6 protein-coding genes and 1 pseudogene are annotated in these 21,811 nt (G+C 75.3%); 2 read left to right on the top strand and 5 right to left on the bottom strand.

All coding sequences use genetic code 11. From position 1 onward, the window contains the following. The 5 genes and pseudogenes from B124_RS33970 to B124_RS33990 all read right to left on the bottom strand — a co-directional run. On the bottom strand, nt 1–1,688 hold a 1,688-nt coding region (locus B124_RS33970), incomplete at its 3' end, for a SpnB-like Rossmann fold domain-containing protein (RefSeq protein ID WP_496506880.1). Nucleotides 1,689–1,692: 4 nt separating this feature from the next. Further along, a pseudogene (locus B124_RS33975) lies at nt 1,693–3,234 on the bottom strand (type I polyketide synthase); the annotation flags it as partial. Between the two features lie 102 nt (nt 3,235–3,336). Then, on the bottom strand, nt 3,337–13,554 hold the full coding sequence (locus tag B124_RS33980; RefSeq protein ID WP_496506875.1) for a type I polyketide synthase: 10,218 nt from the start codon (nt 13,552–13,554) through the stop codon (nt 3,337–3,339). 28 nt (nt 13,555–13,582) lie between these two features. Next, nucleotides 13,583–18,565, bottom strand: a complete 4,983-nt coding sequence (locus B124_RS33985) for a type I polyketide synthase (protein ID WP_496506876.1) — start codon at nt 18,563–18,565, stop codon at nt 13,583–13,585. A gap of 212 nt (nt 18,566–18,777) precedes the next feature. Then, nucleotides 18,778–19,680 (bottom strand): SAM-dependent methyltransferase, encoded by a 903-nt coding sequence (locus B124_RS33990; RefSeq protein WP_496506877.1) that lies wholly within the window; start codon nt 19,678–19,680, stop codon nt 18,778–18,780. Nucleotides 19,681–19,889: 209 nt separating this feature from the next. Here B124_RS33990 and B124_RS33995 point away from each other — a divergent pair, with 209 nt between their 5' ends. Next, nucleotides 19,890–20,315: a nuclear transport factor 2 family protein gene (locus B124_RS33995; RefSeq protein WP_496506878.1), complete on the top strand. Its 426-nt coding sequence runs from the start codon at nt 19,890–19,892 to the stop codon at nt 20,313–20,315. A gap of 135 nt (nt 20,316–20,450) precedes the next feature. Then, the coding region (locus B124_RS34000) for a type I polyketide synthase (protein WP_496506879.1) at nt 20,451–21,811 on the top strand (1,361 nt) is incomplete at its 3' end.

Consider the following 21,811-nt stretch of genomic DNA (forward strand, 5'->3'; position numbering starts at 1 on the left):
GCGGCGGAGCCGACGCCGCCGGTGGCGGCGTGCAGCAGCAGCGACTCGCCGGCTTCCAGGCGGCCGAGGTCCTTGAGCGCGAAGTACGCGGTGAGGAAGGCCACCGGAATCCCGGCCGCCTGGGTGGAGGACCACTCCTCCGGAACGGGCGTGAGGAGACGGTGATCGGTGATCGCCCGGCTGCCCGCACCTTGGGGCATGAGCCCCATGACACGGTCGCCGACCGCGACCGACGTGACGTCGTCGGCGACCTCCGTCACCACTCCGGCACCCTCGCTGCCCAGGGGAGCGTCGCCCGGGTACATGCCCAGGGCGATGAGCGTGTCGCGGAAGTTCAGCCCGATCGCGTGCAGTTGTACGCGGACCTGGCCGCCGGTCAGCGGCGCGTCCCACTCGGGGGCGGGCCGGCAGGCGAGCGCTTCCAGCGTGCCGTCACCATCGCTGGCCAGCTTCCACGTGCTCTCCGGCATCTCCAGCACGCCGCTCTCGGAGCCAGTTGCGCGCATGAGGCGCGCGGCCAGCACCTGGCCGCCGCGGACGGCGGTCTGGGGCTCGCCGGTGGCGAGGGCGTCCGCGAGGTGCGGGATGTCAGCGGCGTCGGCGTGGGGGTCGATGCCGGCGGCGTCGGTGTCCACGACGTGGATGCGGTCGGGATTCTCGTTCTGGGCACTGCGGAGCAGACCCCACAGCGGGGCGTGCGCGAGGTGCGGGGCCTCCGCGGGATGGGTGGCGACGGCCCGGTGGGTGACGACCGCCAGGCGGCGGTCGGTCTGGTCGTTGGCGGCGAGCCAGTTCTGTACGTGGACGAGCAGCGCTTCGGTCGCGACGTGGGCCGCGGCCGGGGTGTCCTCGTCCGCGGGCGCGGCGACGTAGACGTCGTACCGCTCCAGCTCGGCGGCCTCGTCCTGGTCCGCCTGGGCGGGGTTCCAGGAGAGGTGGAAGAGGCTGTTGCGGGTCGCGGCGCCGGTGTGGGCGCTGCTGGTCAGTGCCGAGGCGTCCACGGCCCTGGTGTTGAGGGCCGCGATGGTGGCGACCGGGGCGCCGGTGGGGTCCCAGGCGCGTAGCGCCAGGTCGTGGCCGTCGGCGCCGGTGGGGGTGAGGGTGGCGCGGAGGTGGGTGGCGCCGGTGGCGTGGACGGACACACCGGTCCACGCGAACGGCAGTCGCAGCCGCGCATCCGGCCCGGCCTCGGCGCCGGCCTGAGCCGCGAGGGGGTGGAGGGCGGCGTCGAGCAGGGCGGGGTGGATCGTGTGCCCGTCGGGGCCGGTGTCCTCGGGCAGCGCGATCTCGGCGTGGAGCGTGCCGTCGGGCTGCGCCCACGCCGCGGTGACGCCGCGGAAGGCGGGCCCGTACTCGTAGCCGCCCTCGGCCAGCCGGGGGTAGACCTCCGAGACGTCGAGCGCCTGCGCGCCCGCCGGCGGCCACTGGGTCAGCGGCTCGGCCGGCGTCGCCGGTTCGGCGGTGAGGGTGCCGGTGGCGTGGCAGGTCCACGGCTCTGGCTCGGCGTCGTCGTCGGTGTGGGGCCGGGAGTGGATGGTGACCTGCCAGCCGTCCGAGTCCGGGTGCGGGCCGGTGGTGACTTGGAGGTCGCGGGCGCCGGTCTCCTGGAGCACGAGTGGTGCCTGGAGGGTGAGTTCTTCGAGGTGGGTGGCGCCGGTGTGGTCGCCGGTGTGCAGGGCGAGGTCCACGAGNCGCGGCAAGCCGCTCCGCGGCCTGCGCCAACGCGCCCGCCGAACGGGCAGAAACCACCACCGGCACCGGCAGAGACGACTCGGCCTCGGCCGCCCCCGTGTCCGTCGCCGCCTCCGGCGACGTCTCACCGTCGCCCGCCTCCGCCTCGTCCGGTGCCGCAACCGGCGCGGCCTCCAGGATGAGGTGCGCGTTCGTGCCGCTCATGCCGAACGCCGACACCGCCGCGCGCCGCGGCTCGCCCGTCTCCGGCCACTCCCGCGTCTCCGTCAGCAGCGAGACGGCGCCCGACTCCCAGTCCACGTGGCTGGTCGGCTCGTCCACGTGCAGCGTGGGCGGCAGTACTCCGTGCCGCAGTGCCTCGACCATCTTGATGACGCCCGCAACGCCGGCCGCGGCCTGCGTGTGGCCGAGGTTGGACTTCACGGAGCCCAGCCACAGCGGCTGTTCGGCCGAGTGCTCGCGGCCGTACGTCGCCAGCAGCGCCTGCGCCTCGATCGGGTCGCCCAGCGTCGTACCCGTACCGTGCGCCTCGACCGCGTCCACCTCGCCCGCGCTCAGCTTGGCGTTGGCCAGGGCCGCCTCGATGACCCGGCGCTGCGACGGCCCGTTGGGGGCGGTGAGGCCGTTCGACGCACCGTCCTGGTTGACCGCGGAACCCCGCACCACTGCCAGAATCTTGTGCCCGTTGCGCTGCGCGTCCGAGAGACGCTCCAGCAGCACCAGGCCGACACCCTCGCCCCAGGCCGTGCCGTCCGCCGCCTCGGCGAACGCCTTGCACCGGCCGTCAGCGGCCAGGCCGCGCTGCCGCGAGAAGACCGTGAAGGCGGACGGGCTGGTCATCACGGTGGCGCCGCCCGCCAGTGCGCTGTCGCACTCGCCGTTGCGCAGCGCCTGGATCGCCAGGTGCAGCGCGACCAGGGACGACGAGCACGCCGTGTCCACCGTCACCGCCGGGCCCTCGAGACCGAAGGTGTACGCCACCCGGCCCGACGCCACGCTGCCGGCGCTGCCGGTCGCCGCGTAGCCCTCCAGGTCGCCGGTGGCGCGGTAGAGGCGCAGCAGGTAGTCCTGGGAGTTGAGCCCCGCGAAGACGCCCGTCCGGTCGCCCTTCACCCCGGCCGGGTCCAGGCCCGCCCGCTCGAACGCCTCCCAGGCCGTCTCCAGCAGCAGCCGCTGCTGGGGGTCCATGGCCAGCGCCTCGCGCGGCGAGATCCCGAACAGCTCCGCGTCGAACTGCTCCGCCCCCTCCAGGAAGGCACCCATCCGCGTGTAGCTCTTGCCGCTCGCCGCCGGGTCCGGGTCGTACAGGTCCTCGGCCCACCCGCGGTCGCGCGGGAACTCCACGATCCCGTCCCGGCCGGCGGTCACCATCCGCCACAGGTCCTCCGGCGAGGCCACGCCGCCGGAGTAGCGGCACGCCATGGAGACGACGGCGATGGGCTCCGTGGACTTCGACTCGACCTCGCTGAGACGCCGGCGGGCCTGGCGGAGCTCCGCGGTCACCCACTTCAGGTTGTCCAGAAGCTTCTGCTCGTTCTTCATCAGCGCAAGCTCCTTGTCGAGGCGCGGAGAGGTACCGGGTGGTTCATGGGCTGCCAGGGGTGTGCACGGTGGTTCATGAGCGGTGGGTACGGGCGGGGGGAGTCATGACTTGCCGAACTCCGTCTGGATGATGTCGAGAAGGTCGTCGACGGACGCGGACTCCAGGTCGCTGTTCGCCTCACCGCCGTCCGGGCCGGTGCCCGATGCGTGGCCGTTGTCCGTCTGGTACGACGCGCCCGAGGCGGAGCCGTCGAGCCGCTGGAGCATCGTCCGCAGCCGTTCCCCTGCCCGGCGCCGCACCTCCTCGTCCGCCAGTGCGGTGTCGTTCAGCGCCCCGTCGAGCCGCGCCAGGTCGGCCAGCAGCGACTGGCCGGCGGCGTCGGCGCCGCCGAGTTCGTCGCGCAGGCAGGCGGCGAGGTCGTCCGGCGTCGGGTGGTCGAAGATGACGGTCGTCGGCAGCCGCAGCCCGGTCCGGGTGTTGACGCGGTTGCGCAGCTCGACGGCGGTGAGCGAGTCGAAGCCCAGGTCGCTGAAGGGCTTTCCGGGCCGTACGCTGTCGGCCGACGCGTGCCCGAGCACGCCCGCGACCTCCGCGCGTACCAGGTCCAGCAGCTCGCGCTGCTGCTCCTCGCGGGTACGGCCCGCCAGCAGCGACCGCAGCGCCGCGGCGGCGTCGGTGCCCGCGGCCTCCGGCTCGTCCGCCGCCCGCGTGTCCATGGCCGCGCGTGCCTCCGGCAGCTCGCTCAGCAGCGGGCTGTGCCGCCGTGAGGTGAACGCGAGGGTGAACGCCGACCAGTCGATGTCGGCGATCGTCACGGGAGGCTCGTCGCCCCGTACGGCATCCGCCAGGGCCGCCACCGCGGCAGCCGGGTCGAGGCCGCGGATGCCGCGGCGCAGCAGGCGCCGGGAGTTCTCCTCGGCGCCGGCCATGCCCTCGCCGTGCCACGCGCCCCAGGCCACGGCGGTGGCCGGGAGGCCGAGGGCGCGGCGGTGCTCGGCGAGCGCGTCGAGGTAGGCGTTGCCGGCGGCGTACGCGCCCTGCGCTCCGCTGCCCCACACGCCGGCGGTCGACGAGAACAGCACGAAGGCGCTGAGGCTGCTGCGGCCGTCCGCGTCCCGGGTCAGCTCGTGCAGGTGGCGGGCCGCGAGGGACTTGGGGCCGAGGACTTCGGCGAAGTGCTTGGCGTCCAGGTCCACAAGACCGCGGTCCACGCTGACGCCGGCCGCGTGCAGCACGGCGGTGAGCGGGGTCTTCTCGGGTACGCCGGCCAGCAGCGCGGCGAGGGCCGCCCGGTCGGTGACGTCGCAGGCGGCGATCGTCACCGCGGCGCCGGCCGCCGTCAGTTCGGCGCGCAACTCGTCGGCGCCGGGGGCGGCGGGTCCGCGGCGGCTGGCGAGGAGCAGGTGCTCCGCGCCGTTCGCGGCCAGCCAGCGGGCGGCGTGGGCGCCGAGGCCGCCGGTGCCGCCGGTGATGAGGACGGTGCCGCGGGGCGGCCACTCGGCGTCCGACTTGCGGGCGGGCGTCGTACGCCGGAGCCGCCGCGCCCGCGGCCCGTCGGCCCGTAGCGCGATCTGGTCTTCTGCCGGCGCCCCGGAGCCGTCCGGTGCGCCGCCGAGCAGCGCGGCCAGCTCCGCGCGCCCGCGCGCGCCGAGGTCGGCCGGCGCGTCCGGGAAGTCGATCAGCCCGCCCCAGCGCGCGGGCTCTTCGAGCGCCGCGGCCCGGCCGAAGCCCCACACCAGGGCGGATTCCGGATCCTGGAGCGGTTCCTCGTCGCCTACGGAGACCGCCTTGCGGGTGGCGGCCCACAGGGGAGCGGTCACGCCGGTGTCGCCGAGCGCCTGGGTGAGGAGGACGGTCGCGGTCAGCTCCTCGGGTACGTCGTCGGCGGCCGGGTCCGCGGAGGCGCCGGTGCCGGCGCGTACGGCCAGCAGCGACAGGATCCCCCGCGGCTGCCCGGTCTCCTCGATCCGGCGGGCGAGGTGTTCGGCGAGCGTGGCGCGCGCCGTGCCCGCGGCGATCTCGACGGTGGCGACCTGCGCCCCGGCATCCCCGAGCGCCGTCGCGCAGAACTCCGTCCACTCGCCGGCCCGTCCGTCGGCCGGCACCGCGAGCAGCCAGGTACCGTCCAGCACCGCGCCGCCGCCTCGGGGCAGGCGCGCCCAGGACGTCCGGTAGTGCAGGCCGGTCTGCGCCGGGTCCGCGGCGGCGGGCGCGACCGGGTCGATCCAGTACCGGCTGCGCTGGAAGGTGTACGTGGGCAGCTCGACCGTGCGCCCGCGCGGCAGCACGTCCGTCCACCGCGGGCCGGCGCCGTGCGCGTGCAGCTCGCCCATGGCGTGCAGCAGCGCGGTGGGCTCGTCGAGCGGGGCCGCCGGCGCGTCGCCGTCCGGAGCCTTGCGCGCCGGGCGCAGCGCGGGGACCACTGCGGCGGCGTCGTCGGTCGGCAGGATCGCGCGGGTGAGCGTCGTCAGGGTGGCGCCCGGGCCGATCTCCAGGAAGGTGGTGGCGCCCTCGCCGGCGAGGTGGGTGATGCCCTGGTGGAAGCGGACCGGCCGGCGGATGTGCTCGGCCCAGTACCCGGCGTCGGTGAGCTGGTCGGCCGTGGCCTCGGCGCCGGTGAGGTTCGACACCACCGGGAGGGTGGGCGCACGGTACGTGAGCCGGGCCGCGGTGCTCGTGAACTCGGCCAGCACGGGGGCCATCTGCGCGGAGTGGAAGGCGTGGCTGACCTTCAGCGCCCGGGTGCGGATCCCGGCCGCCCCCAGCTCCGCGGCGAGCGCGGCCAGCGCGTCGGCCGGCCCGGCGAGCACCGTCGCGACGGGGGAGTTGTACGCGGCGATCTCCGCCCGCTCGTGCCGCGCCAGGTACTCGGCCAGCGCCTCCGGCCCGGCCTGGGCGGCGAGCATGCCGCCTGTGCCGTGGGGAAGTTCGTTCATCAGCCGCGCGCGGGCCGTGACGAGCCGGGCCGCGTCGGCGAGGGACAGCACGCCGGCGACGTGCGCGGCAGTCACCTCGCCGATGGAGTGGCCGATCAGGTGATCGGGCTGCACGCCCCACGCCTGCAACTGGCGGGTGAGCGCCGTGTGCAGGGCGAACAGGCCGGTCTGGGTGTAGAGGGTCTGGTCGAGCAGCGTGGTGCCGTCCTCGGCCGCGTCGGCGAACATCACGTCGCGTACGGGGAGGTCGAGGTGGGCGTCGAGCGCCGCGCACACCTCGTCCAGCGCCTCGGTGAACACGGGCAGCTCGCCGTACAGTCCGCGGCCCATGCCGGGGCGCTGGCTGCCCTGGCCGGAGTACATGAACACCAGGCCGCCGGGCTGCTGCTCGCCGTGAGTGCGGATCACGCCGGGCGCGGTCCGGTTCTGGGCCACCTGGCGCAGGCCGTCGAGGAGTTCCGTACGGTCGCGGCCGAGGACGGTGGCGCGGTACGGCAGGGCGGTGCGCCGGGAGGCCAGCGACCACGCCAGGTCCGGGGCGCTCAGCTCCGGCCGCGCCTGGACGCTCTCGGCCAGCCGGGCGGCCTGGGCGGTCAGACCCTCCGGGGTCGCGGCGGAGACCAGCCAGGGCAGCGCGGCGCCGGACGACTCCGATGACTGCGGTGTCCCGGCCGGCACTTCCTGCGCAACGGCCGGGGCCTCCTCCAGGATGACGTGCGCGTTCGTGCCGCTGATTCCGAACGCGGACACGCCCGCCCGCCGCGGCCGGCCTGCCCCCGCGCGCGGCCACTCCCGCTGCTCGGTGAGCAGCGAGACGACGCCCTCGTCCCACTCGACGTGCTGCGACGGCTCGTCGACGTGCAGGGTGCGCGGCAGCACTCCGTGCCGCATGGCCTGGATCATCTTGATGACGCCGGCGACGCCGGCGGCGGCCTGGGTGTGGCCGAGGTTGGACTTCACGGAGCCCAGCCACAGCGGCTGCTCGGCCGAGTGCTCGCGGCCGTACGTGGCCAGCAGCGCCTGCGCCTCGATCGGGTCGCCCAGCGTCGTACCCGTACCGTGCGCCTCGACCGCGTCCACCTCGGCGCCGGTCAGCCTGGCGTTGGCCAGGGCCTGCCGGATGACGCGCTGCTGGGCGGGGCCGTTGGGTGCGGTGAGGCCGTTGGAGGCGCCGTCCTGGTTGACGGCGGAACCGCGGAGCACCGCGAGCACCTCGTGCCCGTTGCGCTCGGCGTCCGACAGCCGCTCCAGCAGCAGCACGCCGGCGCCCTCACCCCAGCCCGTACCGTCGGCGGAGTCCGCGAAGGACTTGCAGCGGCCGTCGGGGGCGAGGCCGCGCTGCCGGGAGAACTCCACGAAGACCGCCGGCGTCGACATCACCGTCGCGCCGCCGGCCAGCGCCAGCGTGCACTCGCCGTTGCGCAGGGACTGCGCCGCGAGGTGCATGGCGACCAGCGACGAGGAGCAGGCGGTGTCGACGGTCAGCGCGGGCCCCTCGAAGCCGAAGGTGAACGCGATCCGCCCCGACGCCACGCTCGGTGCGCTGCCGTTGCCGACGTACCCCTCGTACTCCGCAGGGGTGCGCAGCAGCAGCCGGCCGCCGTAGTCGCTGTACATGATCCCCGCGAACACGCCGGTCGAGGAGCCGCGCAGCCGGTCGGCGGGGATGCCGGCGCCCTCGACGGCCTCCCAGCACAGCTCCAGCAGCAGCCGCTGCTGCGGGTCCATCGAGGCCGCCTCGCGCGGCGAGATCCCGAAGAACTCGGCGTCGAACTGGTCGGCTTCGTGCAGGAAGGAGCCGGAGCGGGTGTACGTGGTGCCCGGGCGCTCCCCGCTCGGGTCGAAGATCGTGTCGATGTCCCAGCCGCGGTTCTCGGGGAACGTGCTGGTGCCCTCGGCTCCCCGGCTGAGCAGGTCCCACAGGTCTGCGGGGGAGGCCACGCCGCCGGGGTAGCGGCAGGCCATGGCGACCACGGCGATCGGGTCGTCGTCGGCCGCGCGGGCAGTGGGGGCCGGCACGGCCGGGGCGGTGTCCTCGGCGGCGTTCAGCAGCTCCGCGCGCAGGTGGTCGGCGAGGGCCTGGGGCGTGGGGTGGTCGAAGACCGCGGTGGCGGGGAGCCGGCGGCCGGTGGCGGCGCTGAGCTGGTTGCGCATCTCGACCGCGGTGAGCGAGTCGAAGCCGAGGTCGCGGAACGTCTGCCCGGGGCTTACCGGTTCGCCCTCGGGCAGGCCGAGCGCGAGCACGGCGGTGCGGCGTACGAGCGCCAGCAGGGTACGGTCCTGCTCGGCGCGGCTGAGCGCGCCGAGCCAGGAGAGCGGGCCGGCGGCGGCCGGGGCCGCGGCGGCGGTGCCCTCGGCGGGAGCGGCGGGCGCCGGTGCCTGCGCGCGGAGCACCGCGGGCAGCGTCCCGGCGCGGGACTGCGTGCGCAGCGCTTTGCGGTCGAGGACCACGGGGGCGGCCAGTGCCACGGGACTGCGCAGCGCCGCGTCCAGCAGCGCGAGCGCCCGGCTTGCGGGCATGGCGCGTACGCCGGCGCGGGCGATGCGCGCCCGGCTTGCCCGGTCCAGGCTCTCGCCCATGCCGCCCTGCTCCCACAGCCCCCAGGCGAGGCTGACGGCGGGCAGCCCGCGGGCCCGGCGGTGCTGGGCGAGGGCGTCGAGGAAGCTGTTCGCGGCGGCGTAGTTGGCCTGGCCGGGGGTGCCGACCACCGACGCGAACGACGAGAACAGCACGAGCGCCACCCGCGGCCGGTCCGCGGTGAGCCGGTGCAGGTGCCAGGCGCCGTCGGCCTTCGGCCGCAGCACGGCGTCGAGCCGGTCGGGCGTCAGCTCGCTGACGGTCGCGTCGTCCAGTACGCCTGCCGCGTGCACCACGGCGGTCAGCGGGTGCTCCGACGGGATCTGGCCCAGCGCCTCGGCGAGGGCGTCAGCGTCGGCGACATCGCAGGCGGCGAAGGCCACCTCGGCGCCGAGTCCGGTGAGTTCGGCGCGCAGCTCGGCCGCGCCGGGTGCGGCCTGGCCGCGGCGGCTGACGAGGAGCAGGCGGCGTACGCCGTGGGCGGTGACGAGGTGCGCGGCGACCTGCCCGCCGAGCGTGCCGCTCGCGCCGGTGACCAGGACGGTGCCCGCGGGGTCGAGGACCGCGGGGCCGTCCGGTGCGATCCGGGTGAGCCGGGGGGCGAGGAGGCTGCCGCCGCGGATCGCCACCTGCGGTTCGCCGGCCGCCAGCGCGGCCCGTACCGCGTCCGCGGCGCCCAGCGCCGACTGCTCCTCTGGGCCGTCTGGGGCATCGTCGACCAGCACGATCCGGTCCGGGTGCTCCGACTGCGCCGAGCGCAGCAGCCCCCACACCGGGGCACACTCCAGCGCGGGTACGTCCCCGGCCGCGTCCGCGCCGACCGCGCCACGGGTGACCACGGCGAGCCGGCTGTCGGCGAAGCGGTCGTCGGACAGCCACCGCTGCACGGCGGCCAGCACCCGGGTAACGGTCGTACGCGCCCTCTCCGCCGTCGCACCGGCGTCGCCGCCGTCCGCGGCGGGGCACCGTACGACGAACACGCCGGACCGCGCCGACTCGGCACCGGCGGACTCAAGCGCCCCGGTGAACTCGTCGAGGCCCGTCTCCCGCAACTCCGCGCCGTCTGCGGCCTCCGGCGCCGCGTCGAGCCGCCGCCACTCCACCCCGTACAGCGGGTCGGCGGACACCGCGCCGAGGCTGTCGGCCGGCACCGGCCGCAGCGCCACCTCGTCCACCCGCAGCACCGGCGTGCCCGCGGCGTCGGCGAGGTCCAGCGCGACGGTCTCCGGGCCGGTGGGCGTCACCCGGGCGCGCAGCGCCGCCGCGCCGGGCCGTGCCAGCAGCCGTACTCCGGACCAGGTGAACGGCAGCCGCAGCTCCGTCCCCTGCTCGTCCAGCAGCGCGACCGTGTGCAGCGCGGCGTCCAGCAGCGCCGGGTGGATGCCGTAGTCGTCGACATCCGCGTGCTGCGCCTCGGGCAGCGCCAGGTCGGCGTACAGGTGCTCGCCCGCGCGCCACACCGTGCGCAGCGCGCGGAAGGCCGGGCCGAAGCGCATGCCGCGCTCGTGCAGCCGGTCGTACAGGTCGTCCACGACCGCGGCCGGCTCACCCGCCGGCGGCCAGGCCGTGCTGTCCCACGCGCCCGACGCCGGCGGGGCGTCGGGCGCCAGAGTGCCGGTCGCGTGCAGGGTCCACGCGGAGTCCGCGGCGAGGTCCGCGCCGTCCTCGTCCGCCTCCGGCTCGGGGCGGGCGTACAGGGACAGGGCCCGGCGGCCGTCGGAGTCCGGGGCGTCCACCGCCACCTGGAGCTGGAGCGCGCCCTCCGCCGGCAGCGTCACCGGGTGGCGCAGCGTCAACTCCTCGACGCGCGCGCTGCCGACGTGCCGCGCCGCGCACAGCGCGATCTCCACCGCGCCCGTGCCCGGCAGCACCACAGTGTCGCCGAGCACGTGGTCCGGCAGCCAGCCGGGAGTACGCGCGCTGATCCGGCCGGTGAACACCGCCCCCGGCCGCTCGGCGTCCGCCGTCTGCAGCACCGCGCCGAGCAGCGGGTGCCGCGTGGCCCGTACCCCGGGCTGGTCGGCGGCCGGACGCGCCTGCCGCAGCCAGTACGGGCGCCGCTGGAACGCGTACGTCGGCAGCCCGACCGGCCGGCCGTCGGCGTGGAGCGGGCGCCAGTCCACGTCCGTGCCGTGCACGTGCAGCCGGGCGACCGCGGTGAACAGGGCGGGAACCTCGGGGTGGTCGCGGCGCAGCGCCGAGGTGACCACGGCCGGTTCGGCGCCCGGCTGCGCCGGGGCGGCGTCGTCGAGGACCGCCTGCGCGAGGGTGCTGAGGGTGGCGTCGGGGCCCAGCTCCAGGTACGCCGTCGTGCCCAGGCCGGCGAGTTCGGCGACGCCCTGCTGGAAGCGCACGGGGCGGCGGATGTGCTCGGCCCAGTACGCGGGGTCGAGGTGCTGCTCGCTCGTCGCGGGCAGACCCGTGACGTTGGAGATGACGGGCACCTCCGCCTCGCCCAGGGTGCGGCGGCCGAAGAGGTCCGCCAGGTGGCGCGTGAAGGCGTCGAGCACCGGCTCGGTGTGCGCGCTGTGGAAGGCGTGCGCCACCTTCAGCCGCCTGGCGCGGACGCCGGCGTCGGTCAGCTCCCGCGCCAGCTCGTCCAGCACGTCGAGCGGTCCGGCCAGCGTGGTCGCGGCGGGGGAGTTGTACGCGGCGATCTCCGCCCCCGCGTGCCGCTGAAGGTGCCCGGCCAGCGGCTCGGGGCCGGACTGCACGGCGAGCATGCCGGTGCCCTCGGGGAGGGTGTGGAGGAGTTTGGCGCGGGTGGCGACCATGTCGGCGGCGACGTCGAGCGGGAACACCCCGGCCACGTGCGCGGCCGACAGCTCGCCCACGGAGTGCCCGACGAGGTGGTCGGGCCGTACGCCCCACGACTGGAGCAGCCGGGCCAGCGCGGTGTGCACGGCGAACAGCGCGGGCTGGGTGTAGAGCGTGTGCTCCAGCAGCGCCGCCCGCTCGGTGTCCGCCGCGGCGAACACCACCTCGCGTACGGGGACGTCGAGGTGCGCGTCGAGCGCCGCGCACACCTCGTCCAGTGCCTCGGCGAACACCGGGAACGCCTCGTACAGCCCGCGCCCCATGCCGGGGCGCTGGCTGCCCTGCCCGGAGAACATCAGCGCCAGCCGCCCGGTCTGCTGCACGCCGGTGACCAGCCCGGTGGCCGCGTCGCCGCGGCCGAGGGCGTCGAGCCGGCCGAGCAGTTCCCCGCGGTCGGCGCCGACGAGCACCGCGCGGTGCCCGAGCGTGGCCCGGGAGGTCGCCAGCGCGTGGCCCACCGCGTCGGCGGCCAGCTCCGGGCGGGCGCGGACGTGCCCGGCCAGCAGGACCGCCTGGGCGCGCAGCCCGTCCGCGGTGGCGGCGGAGACCAGCCAGGGCCGGACGGGGCCCGCGGACGGCGCCGGCGGCTCCTGCTCGTCCGCCGGGGGCTGTTCCACGATCACGTGCGCGTTGGTGCCGCTGATCCCGAACGCGGACACCGCGGCCCGGCGCGTACGGTCCTCACCGCGCCACGGCAGCGCCTCGCCTAGCAGCGCGAGCTTCGCCGGGTCCCAGTCGACGTGCGGGCTGGGCGTGTCCGCGTGCAGCGTACGGGGCAACTGCCCGTGCTCCAGCGCCAGTACCAGCTTGATCAGGCCGGCCACGCCCGCGGCGGCCTGGGCGTGCCCGACGTTCGACTTGACCGAGCCGAGGTACAGCGGCGCCCCGGCGGTGGCCCGGCCGCGGCCGTAGACCTCCAGCAGCGCCTGCGCCTCGATCGGGTCGCCCAGTTCCGTGCCCGTGCCGTGCGCCTCGATCGCGTCGATGTCGGAGGCGCCCAGGCCCGCGTCGGCGAGGGCCGCGCGGATCACCTTCTCCTGGGCCTGCCGGCTCGGCGCCGTCAGCCCGTTGGAGGAGCCGTCGGAGTTGACGGCGCTGCCGCGGATCACGGCGAGCACGCGGTGGCCGTTGCGGCGGGCCGCGCTCAGCGGCTCCAGCAGCACCACGCCCGCGCCCTCGGACATGCCCATGCCGTCGGCGCCCGCGCCGAACGCCTTGCAGCGCCCGTCGGCGGCCAGCACCTGCTGCCGGCTCATCTCCGTGAACGGCCCGACCGTGGAGAAGACCGTCGCCCCACCGGCCAGCGCCATGGTGCACTCGCCGCGGCGCAGCGCCTGCACCGCGAGGTGGATCGCGGTCAGCGACGTGGAGCACGCGGTGTCCACGCTCACCGCCGGGCCCTCGAGACCGAGGGTGTACGCGAGCCGGCCCGACAGCACGCTGAGGACCGTGCCGGTGAGCAGGTGCCCGCTCACCTGCGGGGCGGCGTCGCCCAACTGACCGCCGTACTCGGTGGGGTTGCTGCCCACGAACACGCCGGTACGGGAGCCGCGCAGCGCGTGCGGGTCGAGCCCGGCCCGCTCCACGCTCTCCCACGCCAGCTCCAGCAGCAGCCGCTGCTGCGGGTCCATGGCCAGCGCCTCGCGCGGGGAGATACCGAAGAAGGCCGCGTCGAAGCCGGCGACGTCACCCAGGAAGCCGCCCTCGCGCACGTACGAGGTGCCGGGCCGGCCGAGGTCCGGGTCGAAGTGGTCGTCCAGGTGCCAGTCCCGGTTCGCGGGCATGGCCGAGATGGCGTCCCGGCCGTCCCGCAGCAGCTCCCACAGCCCCTCGGGAGTCCGTACGCCGCCGGGGAGGCGGCAGGCCATGCCGACGACCGCCACCGGCTCCCGCCGCTGCTCCTCGACCTCCCGCAGCCTGCGCGTGGTGCGGCGCAGGTCTGCGGTGAGCCGCTTGAGGTAGTCGCGCAGCTTGTCTTCCTCGGCCATGGCCGGAACTGCTCCCTTCCGGCGCTGGTCAGCCGGTTGTCGATGCCGTCGGTCCCGGCTCCGCCGGGCCGAACTCGTCGTCGATGATCTTCAGCAGGTCGTCGGTGCTGAGCTCGTCGAGGTCCGCTTCGTCGTCCTCGCGTACGCCGGCCGCCGCCGTGCCGCCGCCGGTCAACGAGGCGGCGAGCGCCTGCAACCGGTCGTGCACGGCCGCGCGCTCCGCGCCCTCGACGGGCGCGGTGTCCAGCGCCGCGGCCAGCCGGTCCAGCTCCTCGTGTACGGAGCCGGGCGCCGCCTGCTCGCCGCCCCCGTCCAACTGCCCCGCCAGGAACCGGGCGAGGGCCTGCGGGCTGGGGTGGTCGAAGACGAGCGTCACCGGCAGCGCGAGCCCCGTCGCCGCCCGCAGCCGGTTGCGCAGCGCCACCGCCGTCAGGGAGTCGAAGCCCAGCTCCTTGAACGTCCGCCCCGGCGTGGGCCGGTCGGCCGGGCCGTGGCCCAGCACCGTCGCCACCTCGGCGGTCACCACGTCCAGCACCTCGCGCCCGCGCGCCGCCTCCGGCAGCCGGGCCAGCTTCTGCAACCGCTCCCCGGCGTCGCCGTCGCCCGTCGCGGAGGTGCCGCCCGCCGCCGACCGCCGCAGTGCGGCCCGGGCCGCGGGGATCTCGTCCAGCAGCGGCCGTGGCCGGGCCGAGGCGAAGACCGGGGCGAACGTCTCCCAGTCCACGTCGACCAGCGTCACCGGCCGCCCGCCGCCCGCGCCGCCCAGTTCCCGGCCGAGGCCGGTCAGGGCCAGCTCCGGGTCGAGCAGCGGCAGGCCCTGCCGCGCCAACTGCGCCTCGTCCAGCCCGTCCGGCAGCTCCTCGCTGCGCCACGCGCCGAAGGCGACCGACGTCACCTTCCGGCCCTGGCCGCGCAGTTGCTGCGCGTACGCGTCGAGGAAGGCGTTCGCCGCCGCGTACGCGCCGTGCTCGCCGCTGCCCCAGACGGCGGCGATGGAGGAGAAGAACACCAGCTCCGCGGGGTCGTCCGGACCCATCGACTCGGCCAGGTGGACCGCGCCGAGCGCCTTGGCGGCCAGCACGTCCGCCACCCGGGCCGCGGAGGCGCCGGCCAGCGGCTCCAGGTGGGTGGACGTCGCGGCGTGCACCACCGCGCGCACCGGCCCGCCCAGCTCCGCGGCCTGCCGCAGCAGTGAGCGTACGGAGTCGCGGTCGGTCAGGTCGCAGGACAGCGCCGTGACCCGTACACCGAGCCCGCCGAGTTCGCCGGCCAGCGCCGCGTGGCCGGGCGCGTCGGGTCCGCGGCGGCTGGCGAGCACGATGTGCTCCGCTCCGCCGGCGGCAAGCCAGTGTGCCAGGTGCGGCGCCAGCGAACCGGAGCCCCCTGTGACCACGACCGTGCCGCTCGGCTGCCACACCGGGCCATCGCCCGTCGCGGGTGCGGGCAGCAGCCGCCGTACGTGCATCCCGCCGGGGCGGATCGCCACCTGGTCCTCGTCGCCGGCACCGCCCGCGAGCACCGCGCACACCCGCAGCCAGTCACCGTCGCCGGGCTGCTCCGGGAGGTCGACCAGGCCGCCCCACAACTGCGGCTGCTCCAGCGCCACCACACGGCCAAGACCCCACGTCTGCGCCTGCACCGGGTGCGCGAGCACGTCGCCGTCCAGGGCGCTGACCGCGGCGCACGTCAGCGACCACACGGGCGCGGCGACGCCCAGCTCTGCCAGCGCCTGTACGAGCCCGAGGAGCCCCGCGACCCCGGACGGCAGCGCCGCGTGCTCCGGGTGCGCCCGCCCGTCCAGCGCCAGCAGCGACAGCACCCCGTCGACCGCCTCACCGGCCAGCGCCGCCGACACGCGCCGCGCGACGTCCGCGCGGTCGTCGGCTGCCCGTTCGTCCAGCTCGACCACGGTCACCCGCGCGCCGCGGCCACTGAGCGCGGCGCCCGCCGCGTCGGCCCAGGCGGCAAGCCGCTCGTCGGCGCCGGTGCGGGTCACCAGCAGCCAGTGCCCGTCGGGTCCCGGTGCCCGCCGTTCGGCCGCCGGTCGCCAGGCGACCTCGTAACGTTGACCGGAGAGCGCCGCGTCCGTACGGGTCCGGGTGCGCCAGCGGTGCAGCGCCGGCACCACCTCGCGCAGCGCGTCCTCGCCGACCTCCGGCAACTGACGGTGCAGTGCCTCGGTGTCGGCCTGCTCGACCAGCGCCCAGAACGCGTCGTCCGTCCCGCCGCCGCGGCCGGCGGGCTCGTGCGGCACGCGGTCCTCGCGGTCGGCGAGCCAGTAACGGCGGCGCTGGAACGGGTACGTGGGCAGCGGCACCGTCCGCGCGCCGGGGAAGACGACCCGCCAGTCCGGCACCACGCCGGCTGCGTACGCCTCCGCCAGCGCCTGCTTGAAGCGCGGCTCGCCGTCCTCGCCGCGGCGCAGTGTGCCCAGCGCCCGGCCCTCGGTCTCCTTCGCGTCGAGGACCTGCTCGACGGCGGGCACCAGCACCGGGTGCGGCCCCATCTCCAGGAACACGGTGTGCCCCGCGTCGATCAGCCGCTCCACGGTCTGCGCGAACAGCACGGGCGAGCGCAGGTTGCGGTACCAGTACGCGGCGTCCAGCGACGCCGTGGGCATAGGCTCGCCGGTGACGGTGGAGTAGAACGGCACCTCCCCGGCCCGCGGGGCGATCGACGCCAGCTCACGCAGCATCTCCTCGCGCACCGGCTCGACCCGCGGCGAGTGCGAGGCGTACGCGATGGGCACCGTACGGGTCCGCGCGCCCCGCTCCTCGCAGTCGCGCATGAACGCCCGCACGTCCGCGTCGTCGCCCGCGACCACCGTCGCCGACGGGCCGTTGACGGCGGCCACACCGACGTCGCCGCCGAGCTCCGCGAGCCGCTTCTCCACCTCCGCCAGGGGCAGCGACACCGAGGCCATCGAGCCGTGTCCGGACAGGGCGTGCACCACCCGGCTGCGTACGGCCACCAGGCGGGCGCCGTCCTCCAGCGACAGCGCCCCGGCGGCCACGGCCGCCGCGAACTCGCCCTGTGAGTGGCCCACGACCGCCGCGGGCGTCACGCCGTGGTGCCGCCACAGCTCCGCGAGCGAGACCATCACCGCCCACAGCAGCGGCTGCACCACGTCGTCCCGCTCCCACGCGGCGTCGTCTGCGGGAACGGCCAGCTTCTCGCGCAGCGCGTAGCCGGTGTGCGGGGCAAGGGCCGCGGCGCAGCGCTCCATCGACGCGGCGAACACCGGCTCGGACTCCCACAGCCCGAGTGCCATGCCCGGCCACTGCGCGCCCTGCCCGGAGAACACGAACACCGGGCGCGCCGCGCCGGACACCGCGCTGCCGCGCACCAGCCCGCGGGCGCCGCGGTCCGCGGCCAGCGCCTCCAGCCCTTCGGCCAGCCCGGCATCGTCCCCGCCCAGCACCACCGCCCGCTCCTCGAACGCGGCCCGCGTCGTCGCCAGCGACCAGCCGACGTCCGCTACGGCGGGCCGCGGCTCGGTGCGTACCGCCTCGGCCAGCTCGGCGGCCCTGGCCCGCAGCGCCTCGCCCGTACGGGCCGACAGCGTCCACAGCGCCGTACCGCCGGAGCGCGCCTGCGCCGGCGCCTCCGGCTCCGCGGGGGCCGGCCCCTGCTCCAGGATGACGTGCGCGTTGGTGCCGCTGATGCCGAACGCGGAGACCGCCGCCCGCCGCGGCCGGTCCGCCTCCGGCCAGGCGACGTCCTCGGCCAGCAGCGCGACGCCGCCCGCGTCCCAGTCGACGTGCCGGGACGGCGTCTCGGCGTGCAGCGTCCGCGGCAGCCGGCCGTGCCGCATGGCCTGCACCAACTTGATGATCCCGGCCACGCCGGCGGCGGTCTGCGTGTGCCCGATGTTGGACTTCACCGAGCCCAGCCACAGCGGCTGCTCGGCGGTGTGCTCCCGGCCGTACGTCGCCAGCAGCGCCTGCGCCTCGATGGGGTCGCCCAGCGACGTGCCCGTGCCGTGCGCCTCCACCGCGTCGACCTGCCGCGCCGTGAGCCGGGCGTCGGCGAGCGCCTGGGCGATGACCCGCTGCTGCGCGGGGCCGTTGGGCGCGGTGAGGCCGTTGGAGGCGCCGTCCTGGTTGACCGCGCTGCCGCGGATCACCGCGAGCACCTGGTGCCCGGCCGCCCGCGCGTCGGAGAGCCGCTCCAGCACGAGCATGCCGGCGCCTTCGCCCCAGCCGGTGCCGTCGGCGTCGTCCGAGAACGACTTGCACCGCCCGTCGGACGCCAGCCCGCGCTGCCGCGAGAATTCCACGAACATGCCGGGCGTCGACATCACCGTCGCCCCGCCGGCCAGCGCCATGGTGCATTCGCCCGCGCGCAGGGCGCGCGTCGCCAGGTGTACCGCCACCAGCGAGGACGAGCACGCCGTGTCGACCGTCAGCGCCGGGCCCTCAAGACCGAGCGTGTACGCGATCCGCCCGGAGGCGACGCTCGGCGTGGTCCCGGTCAGCATGTAGCCCTCGGCGCCGGCGCTCGCCTCGTGCAGCCGCGGCCCGTAGTCCGCCGCCGAGGTGCCCGCGAACACGCCGGTGGCGGATCCGCGCAGCCCGTCGGCAGCGATCCCCGCCCGCTCCAGCGCCTCCCAGGCCAGCTCCAGCAGCAGCCGCTGCTGCGGGTCCATCGCCGCGGCCTCCCGCGGTGACACCCCGAACAGCCCGGCGTCGAACTCCGGCAGGTCGTAGAGGAACCCGCCGCGGCGCGCATAGGTCGTGCCTGCCCGGTCCGGGTCCGCGTCGAAGACCGCCGCCAGGTCCCAGCCCCGGTCGGCGGGGAACTCGCCGATGGCGTCCCTGCCCGCCGAGACCAACTCCCACAGCGCGTCCGGCGACACCGCGCCGCCGGGGTAGCGGCACGCCATCCCGACCACCGCGACCGGCTCGTGCTCGCGCTCCTCCAGCGACTCCAGCCGCTGCCGGGTCTGCCGCAGGTCGGCGGTGACCGCCTTCAGATAGTCGCGGAGCTTTTCCTCGTTGTTGCTGGCCATCGAACGCCTTCGTGGAGACGGCGCCGGCGGCGCCTGCGGACAGGCACCGCGCGGCGGGTACGTACCGGCTGAGCGGCAGTGGACGGGGCGGGTCGGTGGCCGCCCGCGGCGGCGCGTCGGGCCTGCCGGACCGACCGGGCCGCGCCCTCCCCGCGGGCGCGGGACCCGCGCCCACGGGGAGGGCAGCTACGGGCCGACGCGGGCCCCGTGGGTTACGACGTGGCCGGCTTGCGGGCCGCGGACACCACGTAGTCCAGGGACTTCAGCTCCTCGGCCAGCAGGTCCTGGTCGCGGTGGGCGACGGCCACCATCTTGTAGAAGAGCTTGCTGGACCGGCGCTTGAACGTCGGGTCCTGGAGCCGGCGCACGTGGTACTCGCGCCACGGCTCGTAGACCTCGTCGCGGATCGACCTGACCTCGACGTCCTCGAAGCCCGCGGTCTCCAGGAGCTCGCCGTACCGCTTCCGCGGGTACCAGTTGGCGTCGTCGATCATGACGCGGATCCACTTGATGGCGTGCGAGCGGATGTCCGCCTTCGGCTTGCCGCCCTCCATCGGGATGATGTCGGCGGTCACCAGCACGCCGCCCGGGCGCAGCACGCGGTGGGCCTCGGCGAAGAAGTCCGCGCGGGTGGCGAAGTGGAAGGCCGACTCCAGGGCCACCACCTTGTCGACGCTGTTGTCCGGCAGGGGGATCGCGGTCGCGGAGCCCTCACGGAAGTCGATCCGGTCCGTCAGCCCGCGCTCCCTGGCGCGGTCGGTGGCGATCCGGATGTGCACCTTGGTGATGTTGATGCCGATGATCTTGCTCGGCGCGTACTTCTCGATCCAGTGGAAGTCCTGGTCGCCGTAGCCGAAGCCGACGTCCAGGATCGTGTCGTCCGGCTTGAACTCGGCCGTGTCGGCGACCTCGTCGGCGAGGGCCTGCGCCGCCTCGTCGAGCTTCGTGCACCCCGGCCAGTAGCCGAGGTTGTAGTAGTTGGTGTCCTCGACGACCAGCCGGTCCGGCGGGTACATCTCGTACAGCCGCGCCGTCTTCTTCTCGGGGTCGGAGGTCGTACGGACCAGGAAGAGGTTTCCCAGCATCCGCATGTCCTGCCACAGTGACAGCTTCACAACGGCAATCCCTTTCTGCGATCGGTCGCCGACCGAGACGGCCGCGGAATCCACATCTGACGAAACCCGAAACTAGGAGCCCCGTCTAAAGACGGCCTTGGTCCGAACTAGTCCAGCGCCAAGCGCTTTGGCGCGGCTTTGGCGACGGCGTCGAACATGCACTCCCCGGTGCCGGCAGACCCGCACCGCAGTCGCGAAGGAGCACACCGATGCTGGACGAGGACGCGCGCAAGCAAGTCGCTCTGGAGTACTGCCGGCGGATCAACAAGGGCGACGTCGACGGCGTCCTCGGGCTCTTCGCCGACCCGATCCACGTCGAGGACCCGGTCGGCGACAAGACCTTCATCGAACGCGCTGCCTACCGCGCCCACATTGCCCAACTGGTGTCGTACGGCGTCCACGAGACCCCCGGCGCCCCGGTCGCCGGCCTGGACCGCGAGCACGTCGCCCTGCCCATCACCGCCGAACTGCGGCCGGCGGGCGTGCCGCAGGGCAAGATCGTGCGCATCTCCCTGATCGCGGTCATGCGGATCGGCGCCAGCGGCCTCATCCGCCACATGCGGGTCATCAGCGGCCGGACGGACATGTCACTGCACGACGCGGCCGAGGCCGCGGACGCCGGGAGATTCGCCTGAGTGTACGGGCGGGGCTTGAGTGTACGGGCGGTGGACGTCCGGGGCTTCGGAGATTCTTAGGGCCCCCTTTAGCCGACGTGCGGACACTTCCCGAAAGTACGCCTTCGCCTTTCGTCACAACGGGAACGAGAGCGGATGTCCAAGGAAGAGAAGCTCGTCGAGTACCTCAAGTGGGTTACCGCCGAGCTGCATGAGGCCCAGCAGCGACTGTCCGTCCTGGAGACCGGGGACCGGGAGCCTGTGGCGATCGTTTCGATGGCCTGCCGGTACCCGGGCGGGGTGCGTTCGCCCGAGGATCTGTGGCGGCTGGTCGCCGACGGCTCGGACGCGATCTCCGGGTTCCCCCTGAACCGCGGCTGGGAGCTGGACGGGCTCTTCGACGCCGACCCCGACCGATCCGGCACAAGCTACGCCCACGAGGGCGGCTTCCTGTACGACGCCGCCTCGTTCGACGCGGCGTTCTTCGAGATCAGCCCGCGGGAGGCGACCGCGACGGACCCGCAGCAGCGGCTGCTGCTGGAGACCGCGTGGGAGGCGTTCGAGCGCGCCGGCCTGGACCCGCACAGCCTGCGGGGCAGCAGGACCGGCGTGTTCGCAGGCGTCATGTACAGCGACTACGTAGCCCGGCTCATGGACCGGCTGCCCCCGGGGTTCGACGGCTTCCTGGGCAACGGCGGTGCCGCGAGTGTGGCGTCGGGTCGGGTGGCGTACACGTTTGGTCTTGAGGGTCCGGCGGTGACGGTGGACACGGCGTGTTCTTCGTCGTTGGTGAGTATGCACTTGGCTGCGCAGGCGTTGCGTAATGGTGAGTGTGAGCTGGCTCTTGCCGGTGGTGTGACGGTGATGGCGACGCCGGGTGTGTTCGTGGAGTTCTCGCGGCAGCGGGGGCTGGCGCCTGACGGCCGGTGCAAGCCGTTCGCCGATGCGGCGGACGGCACGGGCTGGGGCGAAGGCGTCGGCCTCGTCCTCCTGGAGCGCCTCTCCGACGCCGAGCGGAACGGGCACGANNTCCTTGCGGTGCTGCGNGGNTCGGCNGTCAACCAGGACGGCGCNTCCAANGGNCTNACNGCNCCNAACGGNCCNTCNCANCAGCNNGTNATCGANCAGGCNNTGGCNAGTGCGCGGTTGAGTGCGGGTCAGGTTGATGCGGTTGAGGCGCACGGTACGGGTACGACGCTGGGTGACCCGATCGAGGCGCAGGCGTTGTTGGCCACGTACGGTCAGGCGCACACCGAGGAGCGCCCGTTGTGGCTGGGTGCGGTGAAGTCGAACATCGGGCACACGCAGGCCGCGGCGGGTGTCGCCGGTGTCATCAAGATGGTCGAGGCCATGCGCCACGGGGTNCTGCCGCGCACCCTGCACGTGGANGAACCCTCCAGCCACGTCGACTGGAACACCGGCCATGTCGCCCTGCTCACTGAAGCCCAGCCCTGGCCGGAGACGGGTGAGCTACGGCGCGCGGCGGTCTCGTCGTTCGGGATCAGCGGCACCAACGC

The sequence above is a fragment of the Streptomyces sp. CNP082 genome, from assembly GCF_059570535.1.

Coding starts and splice junctions, on each gene's coding strand:
- B124_RS33985 (WP_496506876.1), bottom strand. CDS start 18,565: ATGGCCAGCAACAACGAGGAAAAGCTCCGCGACTATCTGAAGGCGGTC.
- B124_RS33980 (WP_496506875.1), bottom strand. CDS start 13,554: ATGGCCGAGGAAGACAAGCTGCGCGACTACCTCAAGCGGCTCACCGCA.
- B124_RS33995 (WP_496506878.1), top strand. CDS start 19,890: ATGCTGGACGAGGACGCGCGCAAGCAAGTCGCTCTGGAGTACTGCCGG.